The sequence below is a fragment of the Brevibacterium sp. 2SA genome (genome assembly GCF_005502845.1).
Lineage (GTDB): Bacteria > Actinomycetota > Actinomycetes > Actinomycetales > Brevibacteriaceae > Brevibacterium.
This window is the reverse complement of sequence record NZ_SCMW01000005.1, coordinates 1-14370: the sequence shown is the minus strand read 5'-3', so window position 1 is coordinate 14370 and position 14370 is coordinate 1. Positions and strand designations below refer to the sequence as shown.

Below are 14370 nucleotides of genomic sequence, written 5' to 3'. Positions count from 1 at the left end.
ACTGCTCGGGCGTTTCGGGCAGGCCGCCGTGCGCCGAGGATGGAGGCATGGCTCACGCAATCATCGCCCGTGAACTCGTCAAGACGTATCGGCGACCCCAACAGGATCCGGTCAACGCCGTCGACGGGATCGACCTCGAGATCGACTTCGGCGAGTGCTACTGCCTGCTCGGACCCAACGGTGCGGGGAAGTCGACGACCGTGGAGATGCTCGACGGTGCCCGAACGCCGACCTCGGGCGAGCTCTCCGTCCTTGGATTCGTCCCCGCCCGCGCCCCTGCCGCATTCCGCGCCCGCATCGGCGTCGTCGTGCAGGAAGCCACGGACGGCTCTCACTTCACTGTGGCGCAGACGATGCGCCACCTCGCTCGCATCTACCCGAATCCCGCCGACTGCGACGAGCTCATCGCCGCAGTCGGCCTGTCCGAGAAGGCGAACGACAAGGTGAGCAGCCTCTCCGGCGGGCAGCGGCGCAGACTCGACGTGGCGCTCGGACTCGTCGGGCGCCCGGAGATCCTCTTCCTCGACGAACCGACCACCGGGTTCGATCCGGTCTCGAGACGGCAGTTCTGGGACCTCATCCGCCGACTCCACGGCGACGGCACGACGATCGTCCTGACCACCCACTACCTCGACGAAGCGGAGGCGCTCGCCGATCGCATCGGCATCATCAACCACGGCGTGCTCATCGATGAGGGCCCACCCGATGCCATCGGGGGTCCCTTCGCCCGTGTGCCCCGCGTCCGGTGGGTCGATGAGGTCGGCACCGACCGCGTCGAGCGCACCGAGACTCCGACCGCCCTCATCTCCTCCTTGGCCCCGCCCGACGGTGGGGAGATCACCGGTCTGCGGGTGGTGAGGCCGAGCCTCGAAGACGTCTACGTCGAGCTCATCGGCAGTGCCGACGATGCCGGCACTGTCAGTGACGCTGCCGCGGGGGCGCCGACCGAACAGTCACCCGCGACAGCAGATTCCCCGAGCGCTGAGGTGAGGAGCCGGTGATGAATGGACAGCACACCGCCGAGGTCGACCGACGGTCCGCAACCACGATCTGTCCCCAGTGGCGGCCGTCGGTCGTCGCGCTCGGCTGGCAGCGGACGAAGATCGAGATCGCCATCCTCTCCCAGGACTACCTCTCCCTCTTCCTCGTCCTCTTCTTCCCCGCACTGCTCATGCTTCTCTTCGGGATGATCTTCGACGATATGCCGCCGTTGCCCGGTCCCGACGGTCAGAGTCTGTCCGTGGCCCAGACCTACCTGCCCGGACTGCTCGCCGTCGGCACCGTTCTCAGCGGTTTTCAGAACCTGACCGGCTACGTCGCCGTCGACCGCTTCAACGGCACCATCCGCCGACTCTCGTCCACCCCGCTGCCGGAGGTCAGCTACTTCCTCGGCAAGATCGGGATGACTCTCGTTCTCGTCGTCGCTCAGAGCGTCCTCCTCCTGCTCGTGGCCACGCTTGTCTTCGACGTCCCACTTCCCGCGGACCCGATGCGCTGGGTCGTCATCGCCGGAGTCATGCTGCTGTCGACGGCGGCCGGGGCGGTGCTCGGGATCGCGCTGGCCTCCGCTGCGAAGACCGAGCAGGCAGGGACGACACTGGCGGTCGCGCCGACGATGGTGCTGTCGTTCATCTCCGGCGTCTACATGCTGCCGAGCCTCCTGCCGGACTGGCTGCTCGGCATCTCCGCGATCTTCCCGCTGCGGTGGACGGCTGTGGGACTCCAATACGCATTCCTCCCGGAGTGGGCGTTCGAGATCCCGGAGATGAAGACGGCCGACCCGTGGCTCGGCATCGGCATCATCGCCGCCTGGTTCGTGCTCGGACTGATTCTGGCGATGAAGACCTTCAAATGGAAGCCGAAAGACTCATAGAGTCATGGGTATGGACAGGGCAGCGGTGAGGGACGAGGGAACCGACGCCGAGGCGGTGGGCGGGACCTCGGTCGTCGAGACCTCTGCGCGCTGGTGGCATCTCGCGTTCTACCTCTGCTTCGCCGGCACTGCGGTCTTCTATGCCGTCGTCATCCCGTGGCCCGAGGCGCTGCTGGCGCTCGCCCCCTTGGCCGTCATCGTCGTCGCCTACTCGCTGCTCGTCATTCCCGACTGGCCGTCGCCGAACCGCGGGCGCGCCTATGTCCTCATCGTCATCGTCTGCTTCGTCGTCGCCACGACGCTGACGCCCTACGGCGCCTTCATGTACTTCTTCGCCCTCGGCCACATCTGGATGTTCTCCGGCGGGCTGCGCGAAGTGGTCATCGCCTTCATCGTCCTCGCCGCGGGACTGACTGCGGGGATCGGCATCCGCACCGGAGGACTCAATCCCCTGGACATCGTCCTCCAAGTGGTGCTGCCGTGCGCGGGGAGTTTCGCCATGGGCCTGTGGATCGATCGGATCATCAGGCAGAGCGAGGACCGAGCCGAGCTGCTGCGGGAGCTGCGGCGCACCCAGGACGAGCTCGCCCGTGTCAACCACCTCGCCGGGGCTGCCGCGGAGCGGGAACGGGTGGCCCGCGACATCCACGACACCCTCGCACAGGGCTTCACCTCGATCGTGCTCCTCTCCGAAGCCGGACTCGACCAGGTGCGCCGGCCCGCCGAGGCGGAGGCGACCCTGCGCTCGATCCGTCGAGTCGCCCACGACAACCTCGGCGAGGCCCGGGCGCTCGTCCAGTCCGGCCAGCAGCGGTGGGACGACACCGCGTTCCTCGGGGCGCTCGAGCGCACATGTGCCCGAGCCCAGACGGCGAGTCCTGGCCGCACCGAGGTGCGGGCCGCCATCGACAAGTCCGCGACCGGACTCGACGTCACTGAGAAGATCGTGGTCCTCCGCGGTCTCCAGGAGGCACTGTCGAACGTCATCAAGCACGCCGAGGCCGCCTCGGTGACGGTGACCTTCACCGCTGCTGAGGACACGGTGCGCCTGAGCGTCAGCGACGACGGCATCGGCTTCGATCCCGACGCCGAACAGGGCGCGACCGACGGACACGGCCACTTCGGACTGCCGTCGATGCGGCAGCGTGCCGCCGAGATCGGCGCAGACCTCTCCATCGCCTCCCGGCCGGGGCACGGCACCCGCCTCGACATCACGGTCGGGCGCACCGGAAGGGAGGCCGGGCATGCCTGATGTGCGAGTGATCCTCGCCGACGATCATCCGGTCGTGCGCAGCGGACTCGTCGCGCTGCTGGCCTCGAAGGACGGCATCGCCGTCGTCGCCGAGGCGGGTGACGGGCAGGAATGCGTTGAGGCGGTGGCGCGGCTGGATCCCGACGTCGTGCTCATGGATCTGCGGATGCCCCGCCTCGACGGGGCCGCAGCGACCGCAGCGATCACCTCGGCGCATCCGGCGACGAAGGTCGTCGTCCTCACCACGTACGACGAGGACGCCGACATCGTCCGCGCGGTCGAGGCCGGGGCGGTCGGGTATCTCCTCAAGGACAGCGGTGCCGACCAGATCGCGCGCGCGGTGCGGGACGCCGCGCGGGGGGAGACGGTGCTCGCGCCGCGGATGGCGACGACCCTGATGAACCATCTGCGCGCCCCGTCCGGACCGCCGCTGTCACCGCGGGAGATCGAGGTCCTCGGTGGGGTCGGCGAGGGCTTGAGCAATGCCGAGATCGGCAGACGCCTCCACATCACCGAGGCGACGGTGAAGACCCATCTCGTGCGCGCGTTCGCGAAGCTCGGCACCCAGGATCGGACGCGCGCGGTGCTCGAGGCGATGCGGGCCGGGTATCTCCCCGGACCGTGAGGTCACGGGCGGGGTCGGTCCCGCCGACAGAGCCACCCATCCACGATGCGGAACACGATCGCGGATGCGGTCGACCGCCTCGGTGAGCGTCGGTCCTAGACTCGAATCGATCCTGACCGGACGATGAAAGGCGGCGCTGTGGCCGAAGCAGTCCTCGATCTCAGCGCGGTGACGTTCCGGCGCGGGGAGACGAAGATCCTCCACGGGATCGACCTGAGGATCGCGCGCGGCGAGCACTGGGTGCTGCTCGGCCCGAACGGGGCGGGGAAGTCGACGATCCTCTCGTTCGCCGGCGCCCAGGTGTTCCCGACCTCGGGGACCGTCGACGTCCTCGGGCAGCGGATGGGCCGGGTCGAGCTCGCGGCCCTGCGCCGGCACATCGGGCATGTCAATCCGCGCCATCCGCTGCGGTCGAACCTGCCCGTCCGCGACGTCGTCCTCACCGGTCTGACGGGGACGATCGAGCGACCGCTGCGGTGGGAGCCGACCGACTCCGACCTCGCGCGCGCCGCTGCGATGCTCGCCGAGGTGGGGCTGACCTCCCGTGCCGACGCCGGGTGGCAGGTGCTGTCCCAGGGGGAGCGGGGTCGCGCTCTCGTCGCCCGCGCGCTCATCGCCGACCCCGAACTCCTCCTCTTCGACGAGCCGACCACCGGCCTCGACGTCGCCGCCCGCGAACAGCTGCTCGAGACAATCGATGCCCTGTCCGAGTCCTCGCCGGAGCTCACCACGCTGCTCGTCACCCATCACCTCGAGGAGATCCCCGAGACGACCTCGCACGCCGTGCTCATCTCCCGCGGCAGGCTCACGGCCGCCGGCCCGATCGCCGAGGTGCTCACCACCGAGGCGGTCTCGGCGGCCTTCGAGCACCCGATCGACGTCGGGCACGCCGACGGACGCTGGTCAGCACGGACGGTGCGTGCGCGGGTGTGACAACGCTCTTTACCTCTCGATACCCCTCACCTGACGACCACGACCCACGGCAGTCCGACAAGGGGTCTGGCCAAGGCGGCCGCGGACGGGCAGACTGTGGACACGGGCATGCTCAGCCCGACACGCAAGGGAAATGAGGACGCCATGGGACACCACAAGAACAACGACGAACTGCGCGAAGAGCGGTTCGAGCAGGAACAGCACCGCCAGGACCTGCGCGACGAGGTCTTCGCGGAGACCGACGGCGACGTCGACGACTCGGGGTCGCAGGACGAGCGCCGCAAGGAGGGCCTGCCGGCGGAGGAGTGAGTGACGACCGCCTCGGGGTGGGCCACCTCGGCGCCGGTCGCCTCGGCGCGGGTCGCAGCGCATTGCGGCCTGCTGCCGCGGCGACCTAGGCTGGACTCATGAAGATGAGCACAGTCTGGAGCGTCGTCGGCGCGGTACTCGCGATCATCATTGCGTGGTGGCTCGTCAGCGTCGTGTTCTCGATCGCATGGTTCCTCGTCAAAGCCCTCATCGTCGTCGCAGTTGCGGCCGTCGTCTACGCATTCCTCAAGGGCGCATTCCGCGCGAAGGACCGGCAGTAGCGGCACCCCGTCACCCGTGGAGACCATTCGCGCGGCCAGCGTCGTCATCGTCGACGAGCATGCTCGTGTGCTGCTCGTCCGGCGCGGCCGGGAACCCGACCGCGGTAAGTGGTCGGTGCCCGGCGGCAAGTGCGAAGCCGGGGAGACCTTCGCCGAGGCGGCCGCCCGGGAAGCGCGCGAAGAGACCGGCCTCGACGTGCGCGTCGACCGCGAACTCTGGTCCCTGACGATCCCCGCGGCCGGCGGCCGCGAATACGACGTCCACGACTTCGCCGCCACCGTCATCGGCGGCGTTCTTGAGGCCGGTGACGACGCCGCGGACGTCCGCTGGTTCACCGACGCCGAACTCGACGCCCTCGACCTCACCGACGACCTCGCCGGCTATCTGCGTCGGGCGCGGGTCTTCGACCCTAGGTGAGATCGCCGAGGTCGGTGTTCGCTCCGCAGAGGACGACCGCGACCTTCTCGCCGGGTTCCGGCGTGTACCCGCCCGAGCTGTGGACCCCGGCGAGCGCGGTCGCCGCCGCGTGCTCGACGACGAGCCGGTGCTCGGCCCACAGATGACGGCGGGCCGCGCTGATGTCGGCATCGCTCACGAGCACCGAGGTGACGAGGTCGGTCTGTGCCGCCGCGAGCGCGAGCGGCGTCGCGCGCCGTGCGCCGAGGGAATCAGCGGCGACGGAATCGACGGTGACGTCGACGGGCGCACCGGCCTCGAGCGCGGCATTGAACGCGCGCGACCCCTGCGGTTCGACCGCAACGGTGCGCACCCCGTGGAACGTCGCCGCCGTCGCGACCCCGGCGAAGAGTCCGCCCCCGCCGACCGAGACGACGACGGTGTCGAGATCGGGCACCTGGGCGAGGATCTCCGTGAACACCGTGCCGGCACCCGCGGCGATGAGCGGATTGTCATACGCATGGGACGCCAGCGCCCCGGAGGAGTCAGCGAACTCCGCGCAGGCCGCGGCCGCCTCGGCGTACTCCGATCCGACCAACCGGACATCGGCACCGTAGGACCGCAGTCGGTCGACCTTGACGGCCGGGGCGGTCTCGGGCACGAAGACGGTCGCCCGCACCCCGGCCGCCTGGGCGGCCCACGCACACGCGAGCCCGGCGTTCCCACCCGAGGCGATCGTCACCCCCGCCGCGGGGAACGAGCCCTCGTCGAGGTGGGCCCGGATGAAGTTCTGCGCGCCGCGGGCCTTGAAGGTCCCCGTGTACTGCATGAACTCGAGCGCGAAGTAGAGCCCGGCGGCCGCGGGGTCGGTGGTCGGCAGCGCCACCCACGTCGCCCCGGTGTCGGTCTCGGCCTCGGGGCGACGGCCGTGCTGCGCGGCAGCCACGGACACCGCGCGCACGCGACCGGTGATCCGCTCGGCGGCCGCTTCGATGTCGGGATAGTCGAGCCGGGTGCGGGTGGGCTCGGGCATGGGCGCCTCCTCGGTGGTCGTCACTGACGTGTCTCTCCACCCTAGACGCACGGGATCGAATCCCGGATCCGGCCGGCCGCTGAGGTGGCACAGCTCCGGCCGGCCGCCGAGGTGGCACGGCTCCGGTCGGCCGCTGAGGTGGCACGGCTCCGGCCGGCCGCCTCGGCGAGGATCCCTCCGTGGCCGACGATGCGCGTCAGTGGTGCTTGGGCACGCCCAGCGGGGTGCCCTTCGTCTCCTTGACGAGGCTGACGCCGATGAGCGAGATGACGCAGACGATGATGAGGTAGATCGCGATCGACAGGGAGTTGCCGGTCCGCGCGAGCAGGGTCTCGGCGATGGTCGGGGCGAACGCGCCGCCGAGGATCGCGCCGAGCGCGTAGCCGATCGACACGCCCGAGTACCTGACCTGGGGCGGGAACATCTCCGCGTACATCGCCGACATCGGGCCGTAGCTCAGGCCCATGCCGACGGTGAGGATGAAGATGCCGATGCCGTACATCCAGATGTTCACCGCGTCGATCATGAGGAACGTCGGGATGAGCCAGAGGATGAGGAGGATGTAGCCGATCTGGAAGGTGCGCACGCGCCCGAGCCGGTCCGACAGCGCCCCGCCCCACATCGTGAAGATCAGCCAGCCGAAGCTCGCGAGCGTCGTCGCCAGCAGCACGGGGGCGCGGTCGAGGCCGACGGTGCCGCCCTCGGTGAGCGGGCGGGAGGCGTAGGCGGCGAAGAACGCGATGATCATGTAGCCCACGGCGTTGTTGCCGATGAAGATGATCGCCGAGAGCACGACCTCCTTCGTGTTCTTCCTGAACAGGGTGCCCAGCGGGGCCGAGGATTCGGCCCGGCGCTCGGCGAGTTCGGCGAAGACGGGGCTCTCCTCGACCTGCTTGCGGATGTAGTAGCCGACGATGACGAGGACGACGGAGAAGAGGAACGGGATGCGCCAGCCGAAGCTCGCGAACTGCTCGGGCGTGAGGACCGTGGTGAGGATCCAGATGACGCCGGTCGCGAGGATCATGCCCACGGGCACGCCGATCTGCGGGTAGGCCCCGAAGATGCCGCGCTTGGCATCGGGGGCGTGCTCGACGGAGAGCAGCGCCGCCCCGCCCCATTCGCCGCCGGCGGAGAACCCCTGGAGGATCCGCAACAGGGTGAGCAGGATGGGGGCGGCAACGCCGATCGCCGCGTACGTCGGCAGCAGGCCGATGAGCGAGGTCGCCGCTCCCATGAGGATGAGCGTGAGGACGAGCATCCGCTTGCGGCCGATCCGGTCACCGAGGTGGCCGGCGATGATCGCGCCGAGCGGACGGAAGAGGAACGAGATCCCCAGGGACGCCCATGCCATGATCTGGCCGAGCGCCGGGTTGTCGGCGGCGAGCGGACCGAAGTACTGCACCGAGAGGATGAGGCCCGCGGCCTGCGCGTAGATGAAGAAGTCGTACCACTCGATGGTGGTGCCGACGAGGGTGCCGGCGAGGACTTTGCGCTCCTCGCGGGTGATCGGCTGTGTCGCGGTGGACATGGGTGATCTCTCCGTTGAAATCCGGGGCCCGCTGGTCGCACGCTGCCTGTCGTTCTGCGGTGAGCGGCAGGGAGGCGACCTTTGGTGACTGTTTGGTCAGTTAATACGGATGATCATAGTCCACCGAGGTGACCCGCACCACCCGCGGGACCGCCGATGACAATTACCGACCGATTGGTTAGTATATGGACTGATCGGTGAGCTCGGACACACATTCCGGGCCAGGTTCGGAAACCATCACCTCCGGGCCGCGCCCGGGTGCGGATCCGGGCGCTGAACAGTCGACAGCGGCGACGGGGCACGAGCGGCCCCGAGCGTCGAGAATGCGGGAGACCTTATGACCGAGACCCTGAGCTCCTTTGCCGCCGGCACCTGGCACACTCCGGCCGACACCGCCGGGGCACGCGATGTCCGCGATGCGACGAACGGGCAGCTGCTCCACCGCGTGTCCTCCGACGGCATCGACTTCACCGCCGTCGCCGACCACGCGCGCCTCGTCGGCCTCCCCGCCCTGCAGAAGCTGACGTTCCACCAGCGCGGCGTCATCCTCAAGCAGCTCGGCGCGCACCTCATGGAGAGCGCGAAGGACTACCACGAGATCTCGTTCACCACCGGCACGACGAAGCGCGACGCGTTCGTCGACATCGAGGGCGGCATCGGCACGCTCTTCACCTACTCGGGCGTCGCACGCCGTCAGATGCCGAACTCGACGGTCCTCCTCGACGGCGATGTCGAGCGCCTGTCGAAGAACGGCACCTTCGTCGGCCGCCACATCCTCACCTCCCGCCAGGGTCTGGCGCTGCAGATCAACGCGTTCAACTTCCCCGTGTGGGGCATGCTCGAGAAGTTCGCCCCGATGTTCGTCGCCGGTGTCCCCGTCGTCGTCAAGCCCGCGACCGATTCCGCGCACCTCACCCGCGCCGTCGTCGCCGACATCATTGCCTCCGGACTCCTGCCCGAGGGAGCGATCCAGCTCGTCACCGGCGACATCTCCCCGCTCTTCGACGAACTCGCCGAACAGGACACGATCGCGTTCACCGGTTCGGCCGGCACCGCCCGTCGCCTCGCGTCGCTGAGCTGCGTCACCGAGCGCGGCACCCGCTTCTTCGCCGAGGCCGACTCGCTCAACTTCTCCCTGCTCGGCCCCGATGCCGCTCCCGGCACCCCGGAGTTCGATCTCTTCGTCGACGGCGTCATCGCCGAGATGACCGTCAAGGCCGGGCAGAAGTGCACCGCGATCCGCCGCACCTTCGTTCCCGCCGAGCACGCCGAGGCGGTCGGGGAGGCCCTGACGGCGAAGCTCGCCACCGTCACCGCGGGCGACCCGCGGGAGAGGTCGACGAAGCTCGGCCCCGTCATCTCCGACAAACAGCGCGGAGACGTCCTCGACGCCGTCGATGAGATCGTCGCCGGCGGCGCCCACCTCCTCACCGGCGGCCGCGAAGCCTCCGACGCCCTCGCTGCCGAGCTCGGCGGCTCGTTCATCGCCCCGACCGTCCTCCAGGCCGACGACCCCTGGGTCGACGCCGTCCACGACATCGAGGCCTTCGGTCCGGTGACGACGCTCATCACGTACTCGACCCTCGCCGAGGCGGTCGACCTCGCCGCGCGCGGGCGCGGGTCCCTCGTCGGCTCGGTCGTCACCCACGATCCCGCGTTCGCCGCGGAGTTCGTCCGCTCGGTCGCACCGTGGCACGGCCGCATCCTCGTCCTCGACCGCGATGACGCCGAGGAGTCGACCGGTCACGGGTCCCCGCTGCCCAACCTCGTCCACGGTGGGCCCGGCCGTGCCGGCGGCGGCGAGGAGATGGGCGGTCTGCGCGGCGTCACGCACTTCATGCAGCGCACCGCCGTCCAGGCCTCCCCGGACATGCTCACCGCGATCGGCGGGGAATGGGTGACGGGAGCGGAGCGCCACCTCGGCGACCATCCGTTCACGAAGTCCCTTGCTGATCTGCGCATCGGCGACGCCCTCGAATCGGAGTGGCGGGAGGTCACGCTCGAGGACATCGCGCACTTCGCGGAGTTCACCGGGGACACCTTCTACGCGCACACCGACGAGGAGGCCGCGGCGGCCAACCCGTTCTTCCCGGGCCGCGTCGCCCACGGGTACCTCATCGTCTCCTTCGCCGCCGGCCTCTTCGTCCAGCCGGATCCCGGTCCGGTGCTCGCGAACTACGGGCTGGAAGGCCTGCGCTTCGTCACGCCTGTCTCCCCGGGTGACAAGCTCAAGGTGACGCTGACCGCCAAGCGGATCACCCCGCGCGAGACCGACGAATACGGTGAGGTCCGCTGGGACGCCGAGGTCGTCAACCAGGACGGCGAGCCCGTCGCGAACTACGACGTCCTCACCCTCGTCGCGAAGGAGTGAGGGCCGGCGGGGATGCTCAGGTGCGCGCTTCGTCCTCGGCGGGGACGGCCGGATTCCGGATGCCGGCCAGGGACACGAGCCCGCCGATGATGAGGAGGATCGCGACGAAGACGGCGGCACGATGGAAGCCGGTGAGATCGATGGCCCCGCCGACGATGACGCCGACGATGGCGATGGTGATGAGCCCGGCCACGCGCGAGATCGCATTGTTCACGGCACTGGCGATGCCGCTGCGCTCCTCCGGGATCGCCCCGAGGACGGTCGAGGTCAGCGGGGAGACGGTGGCGGCGAGTCCGAGGCCGAAGACGATCATCGCCGGCAGCACCTGCCACCAGTAGTTGAAGTCCTCGCGGACGAGGAGCAGCATGAGCGACCCGACGCCCATGAGGATCGGTCCGAGCGCCATGAACAGCCGCGGACCGATGCGTCCGGCCAGGCGACCGCTCGTGGAGCTGAAGAGGATCATCATGATCGTCGTCGGCAGGCTCGCGAGACCGGCGGCCGTGGCCGTCAGTCCGGCCTCCTCCTGGAGGTAGATGGCGACGACGAAGCCGTTGAGCGACAGGGCTCCGTACATGAGCGTCGTCGTGATGTTGCCGACCCAGAAGTTCCTGGCCCGGAAGAGATCGAGGGGCAGGATCGGGTCGCTGACCCGCCGTTGGCGCAGCAGGAACAGGAGGAAGAGCGCGGCCCCACCGAGGAGGGTGATCGGGATGAGCGGATTGCCCCACCCCAGCCGCGGCTGTTCGATGAGGCCGAAGACGAGGCCGCCGAGGCCGAGGATCGAGAGGATCGCCCCGAGGATGTCGATGCGCGCGTCGGGACGGTGGGGCGGATCGGGCACTTTGCGCAGCAGCCACAGTGTGATGGCGATCGGGATGACGTTGATGAGGAAGGCGAACCGCCAGCTCGCGAAGTCGACGAGGACGCCGCCGATGAGCGGACCGACGATCATCGCGCCGGTGGTCAGTGCGGTCCACGTGCCGATGGCCTTCGCGCGGGCCGCACCGGAGAAGTGGGCGCTGATGAGCGCGAGCGAGCTCGGGACGAGGAAGGCGCCGGCAGCACCTTGGAGCATCCGCGCGATGATGAGGATGAGCGGGTCCGGGGCGAGCGTGATGATCACCGAGGCGATGCCGAACCCGATGAGGCCGATGACCATCACTCGGCTGCGACCGTAGGCGTCGCTGATCGAGCCGGCGACGAGCATGATGGCCCCGAGCGTGATGAAGTAGCCGTCGACGACCCACTGCTGGGTGACGAGCCCGCCGCCGAGCTCACGGTCGATCGCGGGCAGAGCGACGTTGACGATTGTGCCGTCGAGGAACGCCACGAACGAGGCGAGCACGGCGATCCACAGGATGCGAGAAGTCACCCTGTCAGAGTACGCCCTCAGGCAAGGCTCACTGGGCAAGGTCGCGGCGCGTGACTCGGTGAGGCTCGTGTCTCGGACTTCCGGTCGCAGAGTGTCGATCTGCGCGCCCGTCATCGACACTCTGCGACCGGAAGTCGGCGGGTTCGGGGCCTCTCACGTCGGGGGTGGGGCCTCGAGGCCGGTGAACGCCATCGCCGTCACTGCCTCGGCGATGGTCTCGGGGTCGACAGGATAGCCGGGGCGGTACCACTCGGTGATCGAGTTGACCATCCCGAAGAGCAGGCGGGTGACGAGGCCGGGCGGGAAGTCCGCGCGGATGCCGCCCTCGGCGATCGCCTCGGCGACCAGGGCGCGGATCTTGTCGTCGATGCCGCGCCGCTGTTCGAGGGCCTCGCGTTCGACCTCGGAGTTGCCGCGCACCCGCAGGAGCAGAGTGACGGAGTGGTGGTATTCGATGAGGATGAGGACGCTGGCGTGGACGGCGAGCCGCAGACGCTCGAGGGCGTCGGTGCCGGTGCGCCGGCTCTCGGTCTCGACCGCCGAATCGAGGGCGCTGATGCCGCGGTTGATCGCGAGCCGCAGCAGCTCCTCCTTCGACTTCACATGGTGGTAGATCGCCGACTTCGTGATCCCGAGCTCGCGGGCCACGGTGTCCATCGACGTCCCGTCGTAGCCGCGGAGGACGAACACCTCGGTGGCCTTGTTGATGAGCGTCTCCCGGTCGTAGCCGGGACGGCCACGGCGCGGACGCGACTGTGCGGTCGCCTCGGCGACGATGGCACCACCAGCCCCACCGGCGGCACCAGCCCCACCCGGGGCATTCGCACCGGCCGCCTCAGCGGCAGGATCCCCGCCGGCAGCCGACGGCACGACGGCCTCTCCGGCCGAGGTCGGCGGAGTCTGCGCAGGTGACGGGCTCTTGGACATGCGCACCAGTCTAATCAGCGAGACGCTGCCGCCGCCGCGACACGGGTCACACCCGGCCTCAGCGGATGTTCTCGCGATGGTCGATGATGCGCTTGAGCTTGCCGACCGAGCGCGGCAGCGACCCGGGATCCTTGACGTCGACGGTCGAGGAGACGCCGAGGCGCTCCTTGATCCGCGCGGCGACGCGGCTGCCGAGCCCCTCGCGTTCGACCGCGCCGACGCCGTCGCGGCACTCGACCTCGACGGTCACCTCGTCCATTCGGCCCGGGCGGGTGAGGACGAGCTGGAAGTGCGGGCTGAGGTGCTCGAACTCGAAGAGCACGGACTCGACGTTGGCGGGGTAGACGTTGACGCCGCGGATGATGATGAGGTCGTCGGAGCGGCCGGTGATGCGTGAGATGCGGCGGAAGTTCGGGTGGGCGGTGCCCGGCAGCAGGCTCGCGAGATCGTGCGTGCGGTAGCGGATGATCGGCAGCGCCTCCTTCGTCAGGGAGGTGAAGACGAGTTCGCCCTCCTCGCCGTCGGGCAGCACCTCGCCGGTGAAGGGGTCGACGATCTCGGGGTAGAAGTGGTCCTCCCAGATCGTCGGGCCGTCCTTGGTCACTGCGGATTCGCAGGCGACGCCGGGGCCCATGACCTCGGAGAGGCCGTAGATGTCGACGGCGTCGATGTCGAAGGACTTCTCGATCTCGCGGCGCATCTCGTCCGTCCACGGTTCGGCGCCGCAGATCGCGACCTTGAGGCTCGTCGAGGTCGGGTCGATGCCCTGCCGGTGGAATTCGTCGAGGATCGTGAGCAGGTAGGTCGGGGTGGCGGTGATGATGTCGGGCTGGAAGTCCTGGATGAGCTGGACCTGGCGCTCGGTCTGTCCGCCGGAGATGGGGACGACGGTGAAGCCGTGGCGTTCGGCGCCGTGGACGCCGAGTCCGCCGGTGAAGAGTCCGTACCCGTAGGCGTTGTGGAGCATCTGGCCGGGGCGTCCGCCGGCGCCGATGATCGAGCGGCGGATGAGGTCGCTCCACACGTCGAGGTCGTTCTGCGTGTATCCGACGACGGTCGGCAGTCCGGTCGTCCCCGAGGACGCGTGGATGCGGGCGACGTTCTCCCGGGGGACGGCGAAGAGTCCGAACGGGTAGTTCTCCCGCAGGTCCTGCTTGCTCGTGAACGGCAGCTTCGCGATGTCGTCGAGACTGGTGATGTCTGCGGGAGTGATGCCGAGCTCGTCGAAGGCCTTCCGGTAGAAGGGGACCTTCTCGTAGACGGTGGACACCGTGGTCGTGAGGTTGGTCAGCTGATGAGCGCGCAGTTCATCGAGGCTCATCGTCTCACCGGCGTCGCTGGCGGTCGCGGTCATCGTGGTCTCCTGGCGGGTGTGTCGAATGCGGTGTGGATGTCCTGGAGCGCCGAGGTGGTGGCGCGACGCGGGCGGCGCCGGGTGAGCGGGGTCCGCGGGGTGAGGGTCAGGG

At 69.3% G+C, this 14370-nt stretch carries 14 protein-coding genes; 9 read left to right on the top strand and 5 right to left on the bottom strand.

The window, feature by feature from the left end; all coding sequences use genetic code 11:
- The first annotated feature begins 47 nt into the window (after window positions 1-47).
- The 8 genes from FFS20_RS03440 to FFS20_RS03405 all read left to right on the top strand — a co-directional run bounded on the left by FFS20_RS03440 (window position 48) and on the right by FFS20_RS03405 (window position 5691).
- On the top strand, window positions 48-1001 hold the full coding sequence (locus FFS20_RS03440; protein WP_095375267.1) for an ABC transporter ATP-binding protein: 954 nt from the start codon (window positions 48-50) through the stop codon (window positions 999-1001).
- Complete coding sequence (locus FFS20_RS03435; RefSeq protein ID WP_095375266.1) at window positions 1001-1873, top strand: ABC transporter permease; 873 nt, start codon at window positions 1001-1003, stop codon at window positions 1871-1873. Before FFS20_RS03440 ends, FFS20_RS03435 begins: the two co-directional genes overlap by 1 nt.
- A 10-nt stretch (window positions 1874-1883) precedes the next feature.
- Complete coding sequence (locus tag FFS20_RS03430; protein WP_171006965.1) at window positions 1884-3125, top strand: sensor histidine kinase; 1242 nt, start codon at window positions 1884-1886, stop codon at window positions 3123-3125.
- Complete coding sequence (locus tag FFS20_RS03425; RefSeq protein ID WP_095375264.1) at window positions 3118-3750, top strand: response regulator transcription factor; 633 nt, start codon at window positions 3118-3120, stop codon at window positions 3748-3750. Before FFS20_RS03430 ends, FFS20_RS03425 begins: the two co-directional genes overlap by 8 nt.
- Window positions 3751-3888: 138 nt before the next feature.
- Window positions 3889-4683, top strand: a complete 795-nt coding sequence (locus tag FFS20_RS03420) for an ATP-binding cassette domain-containing protein (protein WP_095375263.1) — start codon at window positions 3889-3891, stop codon at window positions 4681-4683.
- Window positions 4684-4827: 144 nt separating this feature from the next.
- The gene (locus FFS20_RS03415; RefSeq protein WP_171006963.1) at window positions 4828-4992 is read left to right on the top strand and encodes a hypothetical protein; all 165 of its coding nucleotides are present in this window, start codon (window positions 4828-4830) and stop codon (window positions 4990-4992) included.
- A gap of 98 nt (window positions 4993-5090) precedes the next feature.
- On the top strand, window positions 5091-5273 hold the full coding sequence (locus FFS20_RS03410) for a hypothetical protein (protein ID WP_095375262.1): 183 nt from the start codon (window positions 5091-5093) through the stop codon (window positions 5271-5273).
- A 16-nt stretch (window positions 5274-5289) separates the two neighbouring features.
- Window positions 5290-5691: an NUDIX domain-containing protein gene (locus tag FFS20_RS03405; protein ID WP_095375261.1), complete on the top strand. Its 402-nt coding sequence runs from the start codon at window positions 5290-5292 to the stop codon at window positions 5689-5691.
- On the opposite strand, the gene FFS20_RS03400 is transcribed toward FFS20_RS03405, so the two are convergent.
- The gene (locus FFS20_RS03400) at window positions 5684-6703 is read right to left on the bottom strand and encodes a serine/threonine dehydratase (RefSeq protein WP_095375260.1); all 1020 of its coding nucleotides are present in this window, start codon (window positions 6701-6703) and stop codon (window positions 5684-5686) included. The two genes, FFS20_RS03405 and FFS20_RS03400, sit on opposite strands and share 8 nt — an antisense overlap.
- Window positions 6704-6899: 196 nt before the next feature.
- A complete protein-coding gene (locus FFS20_RS03395) occupies window positions 6900-8231 on the bottom strand; it encodes an MFS transporter (protein ID WP_095375259.1) in 1332 nt (443 codons plus the stop codon).
- A 337-nt stretch (window positions 8232-8568) separates the two neighbouring features.
- On the opposite strand from FFS20_RS03395, the gene paaZ reads away from it, so the two are divergent.
- Window positions 8569-10602, top strand: coding sequence for a phenylacetic acid degradation bifunctional protein PaaZ (gene paaZ / locus FFS20_RS03390; RefSeq protein ID WP_095375258.1), 2034 nt, complete (start codon window positions 8569-8571; stop codon window positions 10600-10602).
- A 16-nt stretch (window positions 10603-10618) separates the two neighbouring features.
- On the opposite strand, the gene FFS20_RS03385 is transcribed toward paaZ, so the two are convergent.
- The 3 genes from FFS20_RS03385 to paaK form a co-directional block, all read right to left on the bottom strand.
- Complete coding sequence (locus FFS20_RS03385; RefSeq protein ID WP_095375257.1) at window positions 10619-11977, bottom strand: MFS transporter; 1359 nt, start codon at window positions 11975-11977, stop codon at window positions 10619-10621.
- 153 nt (window positions 11978-12130) lie between these two features.
- Window positions 12131-12904 (bottom strand): TetR/AcrR family transcriptional regulator, encoded by a 774-nt coding sequence (locus FFS20_RS03380; protein ID WP_095375256.1) that lies wholly within the window; start codon window positions 12902-12904, stop codon window positions 12131-12133.
- 58 nt (window positions 12905-12962) lie between these two features.
- Window positions 12963-14258, bottom strand: a complete 1296-nt coding sequence (paaK, locus tag FFS20_RS03375; RefSeq protein ID WP_095375255.1) for a phenylacetate--CoA ligase PaaK — start codon at window positions 14256-14258, stop codon at window positions 12963-12965.
- Window positions 14259-14370 lie beyond the last annotated feature (112 nt).